Below are 12,966 nucleotides of genomic sequence, written 5' to 3'. Positions count from 1 at the left end.
GTGCCGACCAACCCGAAGTGCACCGGCCACCGGGTGGATTGGTCACCGGACTGGAGTGATCTGCGACGTGATGGCGTGAGCGGCCAGGGAGTTCAGGAATTCAGTCGGGTCGACGACTTCGGCGGGGCCAGTGCGCCGGGTTTGAAGTCGTCGGACGCGAGCCGGGTGGCCGCCTCCACGGCCATGATCGCGGTGCCGCGGTAGGCGTCCGGGGGCCGGTGAGCACGCCGCGTACCGCGGTACCGTCGGATCCGATGGCGTCGAGCACCAACTCGTAGCGGAGGTCGGTGCCCGGCTCGGGCAGTGTCCAGCAGTTCGGGGGTGAAACTGGCGAGCTGGGCGAGCATGTGGCCGACATCCTGGCCAAAAGTCTGGAGTCGCGACGCGGCACCGGTCAGGCGATGAAGTTGCCGAACGTCGGGTTCGACTGGCACAACGGCATGCTGCCGAGGTTGATGGAGCCGAACACCATCGCCATCACGTTGCCGCGGCCGGTGTCCACGGTCTTGGAGTAGTACGGGTAGGCGCCCTCGAGATCCGCGATCCCGGTCTGGCCGGTGTCGAAGTTGACCCATGCGACGGTGACCTGTCCGGCGGCGGGGATCGGCGGCGCCGCCGGGAAAGTCTGGAACCTGATCTGCCCGGGATTGATTCCGGGCTCGGGTCCGGACTGTCCGGTCGCCCCGGTCAGCGACATCAGGCTGCCCTGGTTGGGGCAACCGATGGTCAGGGCCGGCGGCCCGAACGGGTGCGGTGGCAACGCCTGGCCCGGCGCCGCGACCAGCAGTGCGACGACCGCGGGCGTCGCGAGCGTCAGGATCCGAAGGGTTGTGCGTCGAGCGCCCATGGCTGCTCCTCGATTGGACGTCGCGAGCCCTGATTACCCCCGTGACTCAAGTCACACTAACGTCGGGGAGGGTGGCGAGTCGAGGGTCCTGCTCAGCGGCCGAGCAGCGTCGCCAGCCCCAGCGCGCGTCGCACGCTGACCTCGATCACCACCCGCTGCGGGTTCTCACGCGGCTGCCGGTAGCGGCGGGCGTACCGGGCCACCGCCTCGGCGACCGCGGCGGGCTCGGCGCTGACCCGGGCCGGACCTTCGAGGGTCAACCAGCGCGGCCCGTCGATCTGGGTGAGGGCCGCGTAGCCGCCGCGCTCGGCGTTGAGCGCCTTCTGCGAGCCGCCGTTGGTGATCACCCGTGCCAACTGAGTATCCGGATCCCAGGTGAACCCGACCGCGACCACGTGCGGGGTGCCGTCCCGGCGCAGCGTGGTCAGGGTGGCGAGGTGCCGATCGGCGAGGAATGCGAGCGCGTCCGTGGGCAACTCGGCGGGATTGAAGGGGGTGCGGGCCATGGTCAGACGCTAGTCCAGCACACTTGAGTGCATGAGCGTCGGATCGGTAGTCATCCTCGGTGGCCGCAGCGAGATAGGACTCGAGGTCGCCACCCGGCTCGCCCCCGGCAGGCCGGTGATCCTGGCCGCCAGACGCAGCGGGGATCTCGCCGACGAGCAGGCCGCAATCCGCGCCGCCGGCGCCACCACCGTGGATGCGGTCGAATTCGATGCGGACCACCTCGCCGATCACGGACGGGTGCTGTCGGAGATCGTCGAACGCGGACCGATCGACGTGGTGGTGCTCGCGTTCGGCGTCCTCGGCGATCAGGCCCGAGCCGAGTCCGATGCCCAGCACGCCGTCAACGTCGTCCACACCGACTACGTCGCCCAGGTCAGCGTGCTCACGCACCTCGCCCAACTGCTCCGGGCCCAGGGTTCCGGCCGGATCGTGGTGTTCTCCTCCGTCGCCGGCGCCCGCGTGCGGCGCGCCAACTACGTGTACGGCTCGGCGAAGGCCGGGCTCGACGGGTTCGCCAGCGGACTCGGTGACGCCCTGCACGGCAGCGGCGTCTCGCTGCTGCTGGTGCGACCGGGATTCGTGATCGGACGGATGACCGAGGGCATGAGCTCGGCACCGATGTCGAGCACGCCGGGGCAGGTCGCGGACGCGGTGGTCAGGGCGCTGGGCAAGGGCCGTGAGCGGGTCTGGGTGCCGGGCCTGCTGCGGCTGGCGATCGTCGTCATGCGGCTGCTGCCGCAACGGATCTGGCGCCGGATGCCCCGGTGACGCGGGTGACGCCGAAGAGCCTGAGCCTGCTGGCGCCGGTCGCGGTGGTCGGGATCGGCGCCGACGGCTGGGACGGGTTGTCGCCGAACGCGCGGCGCGCGGTCATCGGCGCGGACGTTCTGATGGGATCGCCGCGCCAGCTCGACCTGGTGCCGACCGGTGACGCACGGCGGGTGCCGTGGCCGACACCGCTGGTGCCCGCGCTCCCGGGACTGCTCGCCGAGCATGCCGGGCACCGCATCTGTGTGCTGGCCAGCGGCGACCCGATGTTCCACGGCATCGGCGTGACCCTGATCCGGCTGCTCGGCCCGAACCGGGTGCGGGTGCTCGCGCAGCCGTCGTCGGCGTCGCTGGCGTGTGCCCGGCTCGGCTGGGCGCTGCACGAGACGCCCGTCGTGTCCCTGGTGTCGGACCCGGTGTCGACCCTGCTGCCCGAGTTGTCGCACGACCGCCGGATGCTGGTGCTCAGCCGCGACGAACACACTCCCGCTCTCGTCGCAGAGTTGTTGCGCGAGCACGGTTTCGGCGAGACCGACATCACCGTTCTGGAGCAGCTGGGCGGTCCCGCGGAGGTCGGGTTCCGCGGACGGGCCGCCGGGTGGACGCGCGCGCCGGGCGACCGGCTGAACCTGCTCGCCCTGCACTGCCTGCGCACCCCGGGCGCCGTGCGCCACACCAGAATTCCGGGCCTGCCCGACGACGCGTTCGCCTCCGACGGGCAGTTGACCAAGCGGGAGGTGCGGGCGCTCACCCTCGCCGCGCTGGCACCCGAGCCGGGCGAACTGCTGTGGGACGTCGGCGGCGGGTCGGGCAGCATCGCGATCGAGTGGATGCGCACCGATCGGACCTGCCGGGCTGTCGGTTTCGAACGCGACGCCGATCGGCGTGACCGCATAGCCGAGAACGCGCTGCGACTCGGAGTGCCGGCACTCGAGGTTCGCGGCGCCGCACCCGCGTCGCTCGCCGACGCCCCGACCCCCGACGCGGTCTTCCTCGGCGGCGGGGTCACCGCACCCGGAGTGTTCGAGGCCTGCTGGGCCGCGCTCGACGTCGGTGGCCGGATGGTCGTCAACGCGGTGACCGCGGAATCGGAGGCACTGCTGCTGCGTTGGCGCAGCGAGTACGGCGGCGAGCTGCGCAAGTTCCAGATCTACCGCGGGTCCGCGCTCGGCGGCTTCACCGCCTGGCGCCCGCACCTGCCGGTGGCCCAATGGATCGCGACGAAGGAGACCAACGCGTGACAGTCCGCTTCATCGGCGCCGGCCCCGGCGCTGCCGACCTGATCACCCTGCGCGGGGCCCGGATCATCGGGCAGAGCCCGGTCTGCCTGTACGCGGGCAGTCTGGTGCCCACCGAACTGCTGGACCTGTGCCCGCAGGGTGCCGAGATCGTCGACACCGCGCGACTGAGCCTCGACGAGATCACCGACAGGCTGGTCGCCGCGAACGCCGCCGGCAAGGACGTCGCCCGGTTGCACTCCGGTGACCCGTCGATCTACAGCGCGGTCGCCGAGCAGACTCGACGGCTCGACGACGCCGGGGTCGGCTACGAGATCGTGCCCGGGGTGCCCGCCTTCACCGCGGCCGCGGCCGCGCTGGGCCGAGAGCTCACCGTTCCCGGTGTGTCCCAGTCGATCATCCTGACCCGGGTGTCCACCCTGTCCACGGCGATGCCCGAGGGCGAGGACCTGACCACCCTCGGTGCCAGCGGCGCCACCCTGGTGATCCACCTGGCGGCGCACCGGATCGACCAGGTCGCCGACGAACTGCGCGGAACGTACGGCGGCGACTGTCCGGTCGCGGTGGTCGCGTTCGCCAGCCGTCCGGACGAGGTGATCCTGCGTGGCACCGTGGATTCGATTGCCGCGCAGGTGCACGAGGCGGGGGTGACGAAGACTGCGGTGATCGTGGTCGGTCGGGTGCTCACCGCCGCGGGTTTCCCGGACAGCTACCTGTACTCGGCGACCCGGCCGCGCACGACCCACTGATGCGCCGGGTCCTGATCCTCGGCGGCACCTCCGACGCGCGCGCGGTGGCGGCAGCCCTGGTGGACGAGCCGGGGGTCGAGGTCGTGTCCTCGCTCGCCGGCCGTGTTCGTGATCCACGGCTACCCGAGGGCGAGGTCCGGGTCGGCGGGTTCGGTGGCGTCGACGGACTGCGAGAGTACCTGCGGGAGCATCGAATCGACGCCGTGGTCGACGCGACGCACCCGTTCGCGGCGCGAATCACCGCGAACGCCGCCACCGCCGCGGAACGTGTCGGAGTCCCGCTGCTGGTGTTGCGTCGGCCGGAGTGGTCGTCGGCGCCCGGAGACCTGTGGACCCACGTGCCTTCCCTCGCCGCCGCCGCGGCCGCGCTTCCGGCGCTGGGCAGTCGGGTGCTGCTGACGATCGGCCGTCAGGGCGTCGAGGTGTTCGCGACCGTCGACGCCGAGTTCTGGGTGCGGGCGATCGACCCACCCGACGGGGCGATGCCCGTTGGGGCGACACTGCTGCTGGCCCGCGGGCCGTTCGACGTCGAATCCGAACGGGACCTGATGCGCACCAACGCCATCGACGTGCTGGTGACGAAGAACAGCGGGGGAGCGCTGACGGAAGCGAAGTTGACCGCCGCCCGCGAATTGCGGGTACCGGTACTGATGGTGGACCGGCCCCCGCTGCCGGCGGGCTCCGCCGTCGTCACCGATGTCGCGGCGGCCGCGGCGTGGGCACGCCGGCCGGCGGACTGAGCTGGTGGTCCGTCGACAGCCCGTCCCGCTCTCCGAGAAGCACGCGATTCACGCACCTCGGTGTTCGATATGTTCCTGGATCAACCACTACTGCTGACAGGACCAACAATGAAGATCCTGATCGTCGGCGGCACCGGCATGATCGGCGCCCACACCGCACTGCACCTGCGAGAGCAGGGCAACGAGGTCACCGTGGCCGCGCGAAACCCGCGGGCCGCCGACTCGCCGGTGGGTGACTTCCCGGTACTGCTCGGCGACTACACCGAGCAGACGTTCACCGCCGCTCAGCTTTCGCCGTTCGAGGGCATCGTCTTCGCTGCCGGTCAGGACGTCCGACACATGGGCCGCGACGTCGACGAGGCGGAGTTCTGGGAGAAGACGCAGTCGGGGGGCGTGCCGAGGTTCGCGGCGCTGGCCAAGGAAGCCGGTGTCGCCCGGTTCGTCCAGGTGGGTAGCTACTACCACCACCTGCGGCCGGAGTACGCGGAGACGATGCCGTACGTTGCCGCGCGCAAGGCGGCTGACGAGGGGGCCCGCGCGCTGGCCGACGATTCGTTCAACGTCTCGACTCTGAACCCGCCGTCGATCCTCGGTGCCATCAGCGGGGTGTCCGCCAAGCGCTACCGGCGGCTGTTCTCCTGGGCCGCCGGCAACGAGCCGCAGATCCCGGACTTCGCGCCCACCGGTGGAACGAACTACATGTCGGCGGGTTCGCTCGCGGAAGCGATCTGGGGTGCGCTGCAGCGCGCCGAGTCCGGCAGGGCGTACCTGATCGGCGACCAGAACCTGAATTTCCGGGACTACTTCCAGATGCTCGTCGACGCCGCCGGGGGTAACCGCACCATCGAAGAGCGGAACGAGGAACATCCCCTCCTGCCGGACAGCTTCATCGTGCAGGGACGCGGCAACGTCATCGCCTACGAGCCGGACGCGGCCGAGACTGCGCTGCTCGGGTACACGCGCAACGACTGTGCGCGCGCGATCGCCGAGATGCACCAGATCGTGCTGGCCGCCACCGCGAACTGAAGCCCGAACGCACGGCTGGGTTGCTCAGATCCAGCCGTTGCGCTGTCGGGCCAGAATGCGAGCAGTGACCTCGCCCGACCAGGTCTCTTCCGGGACGGGCGAAGACTGCGCGGCGAGTCGAGGGTTGTCGAGCTCCGGATAGAGAGCCCGGGCGATCTCGCGGGACGCGTCCACGACAAGCGGCGCGACCCGTTCGAGCGGGGCGGTCCGGGCGTCACTGCACAGCGAGACGGCCGCGACCGCGCCCTCGGGTCCACGGATCGCGGAGGCGACGCAGCCCATACCGCGCACCGACTCACCGCGTTCGAATGCCAGCCCGCGGCGCTGCCGGATCCGGTTGAGCTCCTGATGCAGGGTGCCGAGATCGGTGATCGTGTTCTCGGTGCAGCGGTCGGGTCGGCTCGTGAAGAGGGCGTCGACGCGCTCGGGGGCCAACCACGCCAGCATCGCCTTGCCGCCCGCGGTCGAGTGCGCCTGCACACGGCCGCCGACCCGGGACGGCATCGAGATGGCCAGGCGCCCGCCGACCTTGTCGAGGTAGACGGCTTCGCGCCCGTCCAGGACCGACAGGTGCACCACCATGTTCGTCTGCATGTGCAACTGCAGCAGCAGCGGCGCGGCGGCCTCGCGGATCTCGGCGGTGCCGCCGCCGTCGGTGCCGAGGGCACGGCGGCCGAGCCGGTAGCCGAGGGCAGCGTGTTCGACCCAGTTCATCTTCACCAGCGAATCGAGGATCCGGTGCACGGTCGAGCGCGGCAGCCGCGAGCGGTTGGTGACCTGCTCCAGGGTCAACTGCGCCGCCCGGCCGTCGAACGCATCGAGGATCAGCGTCACGCGTTCGATCATGGAGAGCGGCGCCCCGCGTGTGCTCACCCGCACGGTGTTACCGGTGTCGACCGTCATCTGTTCTCCTCGGGTCCGGATCGAGGCCACCCGATCCGGAGAACTTGAGTGAATTCTGAAGTTGGGACAAGTGGTGACTGTGGACGGCCTCGACCGCCCGCGATGCTCTGTGACCCGCGCCTCGAAAGCCTCTCGGGGTGACAGGGACCACCGTGATACTAAGAACAAGCAACGATTATCACAAATACGTTGTGGTGAGCGTCCGGGACTCTGTCACGTCTCCGCGCTCGGGTGCTGCGCCCGCCGGAGCAGCCACTGGCGTTCGCGGGCATTGTCGGTCAACGCCGCTGCCACCTCGAACTCGGCGCGGGCTTCGTCGTCGCGTCCGAGCCGCGACAACAGGTCGCCGCGCACGCTGGGCAGCAGGTGGTAGGCGCGCAGGGCGGGCTCGTCGGCCAGGCGGTCGACGAGCGCGAGCCCGGCCTGCGGGCCCTGCGCCATCGAGACGGCCACCGCTCGGTTCAACACCACCACGGGGGACGGGGACAACGCGTACAGGCGTTCGTAGAGCGCGGCGATGCCGGCCCAGTCGGTGTCCTCGTACCGGACTGCCCGCACATGGCAGGCCGCGATCGCCGCCTGCAGCGAGTAGGGGCCGGTGCCGGCACGCAGGAGCGACTCGAGTCCGAGCCGGATGAACAGCCGGTTCCAGCGGCCGCGGTCCTGGTCGGCGAGCAGGACCGGTGCCCCGTCGCCCGCGACCCGGGCGCCGGTCCGTGACGCCTGCAGGTAGAGCAACGCGAGCAGACCGTGCACCTCGGGTTCGTCGGGCATCAGCGCCGCGAGCACCCGGGCCAGCCGCAGCGCGTCCTCGCACAGCCCGGGGCGCAGCAGGTCGTCGCCCGCGGTCGCCGAGTAGCCCTCGTTGAACACCAGATACACCACCTCGAGCACCGACGACAACCGCGCCGCCCGGTCGGCGCCGACGGGCACCTCAAACGGGACCCGGCGCGCCGCGAGGGTCCGTTTGGCCCGCACAATCCGCTGTGCGACAGTCGATTCGGGTGCGAGGACGGCACGAGCGACTTCCGCGGTGGTCAGCCCTCCGAGCAGCCGCAAGGTCAGCGCGATCCGAGCCGGGGCGGACAGCACCGGGTGGCAGGCGACGAAGATCAGCCGCAACAGGTCGTCGTCGATGTCGTCGGCATCGGGCGGCGACGACGGCGCGGGCGTGTCCTCCAGGTTGCGGCCGAACTCGACGAGCTTGCGGGCGTACGTCTGCTCCCGACGGACGACATCGACCGCGCGGTTTCGGACGGCGGCGACCAGCCATGCGCCCGGCCGGTCGGGGATCCCTGTCTGCGGCCACTGCTCGAGCGCGGCGACGAGAGCATCCTGCGCCAGTTCCTCGGCTCGGCCGACATCCCGCACGATCCGGGCCGCGGCCGCGATGACCCGCGGCGACTCGATCCGGAACACCGTCTCGATCGTCTCGTTCACCGCACGCGACCCCACGGATCCGATGACAGCAAACCCGCGGGGCCGGGTCAAGGCGGCCGCAATGTCGGCGGCGATCAGTCCTCCGCGATCTGACGCAGTTCGAGTGTCACGGTCCAGTAGTCCTCGTGCACCTTCAGGAAGCGTCGCGACCACTCGAGTGCCTCGGCCTTGTCCTTGCACTGCATGATGGCGTAGCCGCCTATGACCTCCTTGGTCTCGGTGAACGGCCCGTCGGTGTAGCTGAGCTCGCCACCGGACCAGGTGATCTTCGTGCCCTCCGAGCTCGGGGTCAGACCCTGGGTCTCGAGCATGACGCCGGCCTTGGTCACCTCGTCGAGCAAGGCGCCCATGCGTTCCATCAGTTCCGGGCTCGGGCCGTCGGCAGGGGCAGTGCGCTCGTCGACGTGGATGAGGGACAGGTAGCGCGGCATGGTGACTCCTCGGGTATCGCGGGCGGGGACTGTCCCCACCTCTACCTGTACGTCGATCGGCGGCGGTGGATTTCGACACGTCGCCGGAACTCGTTCGAGAATGTCCTTCCACGGGTCCGTCGACCGCTGGCGGCCGGCGGTCCCGCGCGCGGGAAGCAGAGTCCGGGTAGGTTTCCAGCCAATGAGCAGTGCGCAACCGGAGGAGCCCCCGATGACACCGTTGGTCCGCGTCCAGAACTTCGTCGTCTCCACCGACGGGTACGGCGCCGGCGAGGGACAGAGTCGCGAGCAGCCGTTCGGGCACGCAGATCCGACTGCCCTGATGTCGTGGGCGGGTGCGACCGCGCACTGGCCCAACCGCACCGACCCGGGCGGCAGCTACGGCCTCGACGACTACTTCACCCGCGACTTCCGGAACAACATCGGCGCCGAGATCATGGGCCGCAACAAATTCGGTCCACAGCGGGGTCCGTGGGAGAACCTGGACTGGCAGGGGTGGTGGGGCGACGAACCGCCGTTCCGCACGCCCGTCTTCGTCCTCACCCACCACGTGCGCCCCTCGTTCACCTTGGGGGACACCACGTTCCACTTTCTCGACGCGACGCCGCAGGAGGCCCTGGCGCGTGCATTCGAGGCCGCCGAGGGCCGGGACGTACGGATCGGCGGCGGCGTCGCCACCGTCCGGGAGTTCCTCGACTCCGGCCTGGTCGACACCCTGCACGTCGCCGTGGCCCCGGTCGAACTCGGTCGCGGCGAACGGCTGTGGACGAGCGCCGACGACCTGGTCGACCGCTTCCACCTCGAGAAGGTGCCCAGCCCCAGCGGCGTCGTGCACCACCTGTTCTGGCGGCGCTGAACACCTGCCCGGAACCTAGCCGGGGTAGCGCCGCGGGGTGAACACCTTCCGCTCGCCGCCGCTCTCGACGACCGTGGTGAGCGACGAACCGACGATCAGCAGGGTGCGCATGTCGATCTCTGACGGCTCCAGGTCGCCGAGTTCGACGATCCGCACGCTCTCCTCCGGGCCGGCGACGTCGCGGCCGACGATCACCGGGGTGGCGGGGGAGCGGTGCTCGAGCAGCAGGTCCTTCATCGCGCCGACCTGCCAGGTGCGCGAGCGCGACGCCGGGTTGTAGATCGCGATGGCCATGTCCGCGGCCGCGACCGCGGAGATCCGCTGCGCCACGATCTCCCACGGCTTGAGCCGGTCCGACAGCGAGATCATCGCGTAGTCGTGGCCGAGTGGGGCGCCGACCCGACTGGCGACGGCGTTCGCGGCGGTCATGCCGGGCAGCACGCGCACCGGCACGTCCGACCACTGCTCGTCGGCGGCCATCTCGATCACCGCCGCTGCCATCGCGAACACCCCCGGGTCTCCCGAGGACACCACGACCACCCGGGCGCCCCGCTTGGCCAGGTCCAATGCCATTGCGGCACGCTCGGACTCGACCTTGTTGTCGCTCGCGTGCCGGATCTGCCCGGGCCGCACCGGAACCCGGTTCACGTAGGTGGTGTAGCCGACGACGTCGGTGGCGCGGGCCAATTCGTCGCGCACCTCCGGCGTCGTCCAGGCGTCGTCACCCGGACCGAGGCCCACGACGGTGACATATCCCGACTCCGAAACGGTGTGCGCCGCCGGATTGTTCGAAGGACTCGGCACGATCGCGATGGAGAAGTACGGCACCTGCGACTCGTCGACCTCGGCGGCCGCGACCACCCGCTGCCGGTCGGTGCTGGCCCGTTCCACGTAACTGGCTTCGGCGAGGCGCCCCGAGTCCGAGAGCGCTTGGCGGACCGCCGGGAACGTGCGACCGAGCTTCAGGATCGCGGCGGAGTCGGTCGCACGCAGCCGCGCGGTGAGTTCCTCGACCGGCAGCGTGCCGGGCAGCACCGTGAGCACCTCGTCGCGCTCGACGAGGGGTACGCCGAGCGCGGCGGAGGCGGCGCTGATCGAGGTGACACCGGGGATCACCTCGGCGTCGAAGCGGTCGCACAGTCGCTTGTGCATGTGCATGTAGGAGCTGTAGAACAGCGGATCGCCCGCGGCGAGCAGAGCGACCGTCCGGCCGGCCTCGAGGTGTGCGGCGAGTCGCTCGGCGGCGACGGCGTAGAACTCGTCGATGGCGCCCTGGTAGCCGCCCGGGTGGTCGACCGTCTCGGTGGTCACCGGGTAGACCAGGTGTTCCTCGGTCTGACCCTCACGCATGTAGGGAGCCGCGACGGCCCGGGAGATGCTGCGGCCGTGCCGCGCACTGTGGAATGCGATCACGTCGGCCTCGCCGATGATCCGGGCGGCCTTGACCGTGACCAGTTCCGGGTCGCCCGGGCCGAGCCCGATGCCGAAGAGCTTGCCGGCCATCACTCGACCTCGCTGGCGATGGCGTTGAGGGCGGCCGCGGTGATCGCGCTGCCACCGCGCCTGCCCCGCACCACGAGGTAGTCGACCTCGCCCGCGCGCGCGATCAGGTCCTCCTTGGATTCGGCGGCGCCGATGAATCCGACCGGGCACCCGACGATCGCCGCGGGCTTGGGCGCCCCCTGGTCGATCATGTCCAGCAGGTGGAACAGTGCCGTCGGGGCGTTGCCGATCGCCACCACGGCACCCTCGAGCTTCGGACCCCACAGCTCCAGGGCTGCGGCCGACCGGGTGTTCTCGAGCTTCTCCGCGATGACCGGCACACGGGGATCGCCGAGCATGCAGACGACATCGTTGTTCGCGGGCAGACGCTTGCGGGTGACCCCCGACGCGACCATCGTCGCGTCGCAGAAGATCGGCGCGCCCGACCGCAGCGCCGACCGTGCCGCCGAGACCACGCCGGCGCTGAATGCGACGTCGTCGACGAGGTCGACCTGACCGCACGCGTGGATCATCCGGACCACCGTCTGCGACACGTCCGCGGGGAACCGCGAGAGGTCGGCCTCGGCCCGGATCGTGGCGAAGGACTGACGGTAGATCTCGGCTCCGTCGCGGATGTAGTCGGTCATGCGTCCCACGATAGTGGGATCAGGTGACGTCCCGATCCACCCGGTAGCCGTCGCTGGTCGCCACCACGTCCGCTACCTCGCCGCGCGGCCGACCGCACCGTCGCTCGCAGCCCACCCAGTGCTGGCGCCCCTCGACGGGCAGCTCACGGAAGTCCACTGCGGAGGCGAGATCGGCGCGGACGTCGGTCAGCGACTTCGCGCAGCCCGGCAACCCGGTGCACGCACTCACCTGCAGCCACGGCGAGTTCGCATCGAAGATCAATCCCATCGGCGCGAGCACCCGGACCACCTGTTCGGCAGTCCACTCGTCGAGATCGCAGAGCAGTACCGACTTCCACGGCGTCACGACCAGCGGCTTCTCCACAGCCGCCAGGAACTCGGCGGTCCGGGCGGGCAGCGTGCCCAGCCGCAGCCCCGCGGCCAGGGTGACCGCACCGTCGCCGTGGTCGAGCCAGCCGATCGGGCCCGCGTCGGGCGCGGACACGGCAACCGGATCGGCGGACGGGCTCAACCCGAGCCGGTCGAGGATCAACTCGGGGCCGCCGTCGATCTCGTGCAGTCGCCACTGCCGATCCCGGACCTCGAGCAGAGCGTGTGCGGCCGCCACCAACACATCGAGTCCGTCGGCCGCGTCAATCCTTGCGCCGCTGTCCCGCCCGGCCAGCATCAACGTCACCTCGCGATCGGTGACCGCGTGCAGGCCGATGTCGGCGGACAGCCCGGAGACGTCGCCGCGGCCGTCGTCGAGGCTGAACAGCACCCGACCCGGGAGGTCGGCGAGTGCCGGTCGGGCGCAGAGTGCGCGGTCGAGGTCGCGCACCCAGGCCCGGACGTCGATCAGGCCGCCGATCCGACCGGACAGGGGACTGGCGAGGATGTTGCGGACCCGTTCGTGGGTGGTCGACGGGAGCAGGCCGGCATCGGTGAGGCGGTCGGCGAGGGCAGGCGGGTCCGTCACGGCGCGGAACTGGACGTTGCCGCGTGAGGTCAGTTCGAGCTCCCCGTTGCCGAGGTCGCGGGCGGCCTCGGCCAGTGCCTGCAGCTGGGTGGGTTCGAGGAAACCGCCAGGCAGCCGGACGCGGGAGAGGGCACCGTCCGCCGCCTGGTGCACGGTCAGGGCACCGGGGCAGGCGTCGGGTCGGGAGCGATCGGTAGGGGAGGTTTCCGGAACAGACATCGCCGTCCAGGTTACGTCGTCCGCACCGGTACGATCAGCGGCGATTGCGGCAACTCGAGAGGAAACCGGTGTGAGTCCGGTGCGGTCGCGCCACTGTCACCTCGGTTCGCCGGGGGAGCCAGACCCTCCGAGCCTGCCGCCGAAGTCGCTGAACA

General features: G+C 70.7%; 15 protein-coding genes. 6 read left to right on the top strand and 9 right to left on the bottom strand.

The annotated features are described in order from the left end of the window. Nucleotides 1–92 precede the first annotated feature (92 nt). From FK531_RS14915 to FK531_RS14905, 3 genes are all read right to left on the bottom strand, one after another. Nucleotides 93–347: a hypothetical protein gene (locus tag FK531_RS14915; RefSeq protein ID WP_142100612.1), complete on the bottom strand. Its 255-nt coding sequence runs from the start codon at nucleotides 345–347 to the stop codon at nucleotides 93–95. A 47-nt stretch (nucleotides 348–394) separates the two neighbouring features. Then, entirely contained in the window at nucleotides 395–847 is a 453-nt protein-coding gene (locus FK531_RS14910; protein ID WP_142100610.1) for a hypothetical protein, read from the bottom strand. 92 nt (nucleotides 848–939) lie between these two features. Next, nucleotides 940–1,353: a TIGR03618 family F420-dependent PPOX class oxidoreductase gene (locus FK531_RS14905; protein ID WP_142100608.1), complete on the bottom strand. Its 414-nt coding sequence runs from the start codon at nucleotides 1,351–1,353 to the stop codon at nucleotides 940–942. A 31-nt stretch (nucleotides 1,354–1,384) separates the two neighbouring features. Between FK531_RS14905 and dprE2 the strand changes: the two genes are divergently transcribed. The 5 genes from dprE2 to FK531_RS14880 all read left to right on the top strand — a co-directional run bounded on the left by dprE2 (nucleotide 1,385) and on the right by FK531_RS14880 (nucleotide 5,875). Continuing rightward, complete coding sequence (gene dprE2, locus FK531_RS14900; RefSeq protein ID WP_142100606.1) at nucleotides 1,385–2,122, top strand: decaprenylphospho-beta-D-erythro-pentofuranosid-2-ulose 2-reductase; 738 nt, start codon at nucleotides 1,385–1,387, stop codon at nucleotides 2,120–2,122. Then, nucleotides 2,101–3,363: a precorrin-6y C5,15-methyltransferase (decarboxylating) subunit CbiE gene (gene cbiE / locus FK531_RS14895; protein WP_435531056.1), complete on the top strand. Its 1,263-nt coding sequence runs from the start codon at nucleotides 2,101–2,103 to the stop codon at nucleotides 3,361–3,363. The genes dprE2 and cbiE overlap by 22 nt, the downstream gene beginning before the upstream one ends. Beyond that, the gene (gene cobM, locus FK531_RS14890; protein ID WP_142100604.1) at nucleotides 3,360–4,109 is read left to right on the top strand and encodes a precorrin-4 C(11)-methyltransferase; all 750 of its coding nucleotides are present in this window, start codon (nucleotides 3,360–3,362) and stop codon (nucleotides 4,107–4,109) included. The genes cbiE and cobM overlap by 4 nt, the downstream gene beginning before the upstream one ends. Beyond that, nucleotides 4,109–4,849, top strand: a complete 741-nt coding sequence (locus tag FK531_RS14885) for a cobalt-precorrin-6A reductase (protein ID WP_142100603.1) — start codon at nucleotides 4,109–4,111, stop codon at nucleotides 4,847–4,849. Before cobM ends, FK531_RS14885 begins: the two co-directional genes overlap by 1 nt. A gap of 108 nt (nucleotides 4,850–4,957) precedes the next feature. Continuing rightward, nucleotides 4,958–5,875: an NAD-dependent epimerase/dehydratase family protein gene (locus FK531_RS14880; RefSeq protein ID WP_142100601.1), complete on the top strand. Its 918-nt coding sequence runs from the start codon at nucleotides 4,958–4,960 to the stop codon at nucleotides 5,873–5,875. 24 nt (nucleotides 5,876–5,899) lie between these two features. Here the strand turns inward: FK531_RS14880 and FK531_RS14875 are convergent, their stop codons facing one another. From FK531_RS14875 to FK531_RS14865, 3 genes are all read right to left on the bottom strand, one after another. After that, on the bottom strand, nucleotides 5,900–6,778 hold the full coding sequence (locus FK531_RS14875; RefSeq protein ID WP_142100599.1) for an IclR family transcriptional regulator: 879 nt from the start codon (nucleotides 6,776–6,778) through the stop codon (nucleotides 5,900–5,902). Between the two features lie 213 nt (nucleotides 6,779–6,991). Beyond that, nucleotides 6,992–8,218, bottom strand: coding sequence for an RNA polymerase sigma factor (locus tag FK531_RS14870; RefSeq protein WP_142100597.1), 1,227 nt, complete (start codon nucleotides 8,216–8,218; stop codon nucleotides 6,992–6,994). Nucleotides 8,219–8,292: 74 nt separating this feature from the next. Then, a complete protein-coding gene (locus tag FK531_RS14865) occupies nucleotides 8,293–8,649 on the bottom strand; it encodes a YciI family protein (RefSeq protein ID WP_142100595.1) in 357 nt (118 codons plus the stop codon). A gap of 211 nt (nucleotides 8,650–8,860) precedes the next feature. On the opposite strand from FK531_RS14865, the gene FK531_RS14860 reads away from it, so the two are divergent. Next, entirely contained in the window at nucleotides 8,861–9,505 is a 645-nt protein-coding gene (locus FK531_RS14860; RefSeq protein WP_142100593.1) for a dihydrofolate reductase family protein, read from the top strand. A 15-nt stretch (nucleotides 9,506–9,520) separates the two neighbouring features. On the opposite strand, the gene cobJ is transcribed toward FK531_RS14860, so the two are convergent. From cobJ to cobG, 3 genes are read right to left on the bottom strand one after another with little or no spacing between them, the layout of a single operon-like run. Next, complete coding sequence (gene cobJ, locus FK531_RS14855; protein ID WP_142100591.1) at nucleotides 9,521–11,008, bottom strand: precorrin-3B C(17)-methyltransferase; 1,488 nt, start codon at nucleotides 11,006–11,008, stop codon at nucleotides 9,521–9,523. Then, entirely contained in the window at nucleotides 11,008–11,634 is a 627-nt protein-coding gene (locus FK531_RS14850; protein WP_142100589.1) for a precorrin-8X methylmutase, read from the bottom strand. Before FK531_RS14850 ends, cobJ begins: the two co-directional genes overlap by 1 nt. Before the next feature lie 19 nt (nucleotides 11,635–11,653). After that, on the bottom strand, nucleotides 11,654–12,811 hold the full coding sequence (cobG, locus tag FK531_RS14845; RefSeq protein ID WP_142100587.1) for a precorrin-3B synthase: 1,158 nt from the start codon (nucleotides 12,809–12,811) through the stop codon (nucleotides 11,654–11,656). Nucleotides 12,812–12,966: the final 155 nt, after the last annotated feature.

It is taken from the genome of Rhodococcus spelaei (assembly GCF_006704125.1).
Lineage (GTDB): Bacteria > Actinomycetota > Actinomycetes > Mycobacteriales > Mycobacteriaceae > Rhodococcus_G > Rhodococcus_G spelaei.
This window is presented reverse-complemented; position numbering and strand designations above follow the sequence as displayed.

What these genes read in the sequence shown, in the direction of transcription:
- dprE2 (WP_142100606.1), top strand. Translation starts at nt 1,385, where the DNA reads ATGAGCGTCGGATCGGTAGTCATCCTCGGTGGCCGCAGCGAGATAGGA.
- FK531_RS14850 (WP_142100589.1), bottom strand. Translation starts at nt 11,634, where the DNA reads ATGACCGACTACATCCGCGACGGAGCCGAGATCTACCGTCAGTCCTTC.
- FK531_RS14885 (WP_142100603.1), top strand. Translation starts at nt 4,109, where the DNA reads ATGCGCCGGGTCCTGATCCTCGGCGGCACCTCCGACGCGCGCGCGGTG.
- FK531_RS14915 (WP_142100612.1), bottom strand. Translation starts at nt 347, where the DNA reads ATGCTCGCCCAGCTCGCCAGTTTCACCCCCGAACTGCTGGACACTGCC.
- FK531_RS14880 (WP_142100601.1), top strand. Translation starts at nt 4,958, where the DNA reads ATGAAGATCCTGATCGTCGGCGGCACCGGCATGATCGGCGCCCACACC.
- FK531_RS14905 (WP_142100608.1), bottom strand. Translation starts at nt 1,353, where the DNA reads ATGGCCCGCACCCCCTTCAATCCCGCCGAGTTGCCCACGGACGCGCTC.
- FK531_RS14860 (WP_142100593.1), top strand. Translation starts at nt 8,861, where the DNA reads ATGACACCGTTGGTCCGCGTCCAGAACTTCGTCGTCTCCACCGACGGG.
- FK531_RS14865 (WP_142100595.1), bottom strand. Translation starts at nt 8,649, where the DNA reads ATGCCGCGCTACCTGTCCCTCATCCACGTCGACGAGCGCACTGCCCCT.
- FK531_RS14910 (WP_142100610.1), bottom strand. Translation starts at nt 847, where the DNA reads ATGGGCGCTCGACGCACAACCCTTCGGATCCTGACGCTCGCGACGCCC.
- cobJ (WP_142100591.1), bottom strand. Translation starts at nt 11,008, where the DNA reads ATGGCCGGCAAGCTCTTCGGCATCGGGCTCGGCCCGGGCGACCCGGAA.
- FK531_RS14875 (WP_142100599.1), bottom strand. Translation starts at nt 6,778, where the DNA reads ATGACGGTCGACACCGGTAACACCGTGCGGGTGAGCACACGCGGGGCG.
- cobG (WP_142100587.1), bottom strand. Translation starts at nt 12,811, where the DNA reads ATGTCTGTTCCGGAAACCTCCCCTACCGATCGCTCCCGACCCGACGCC.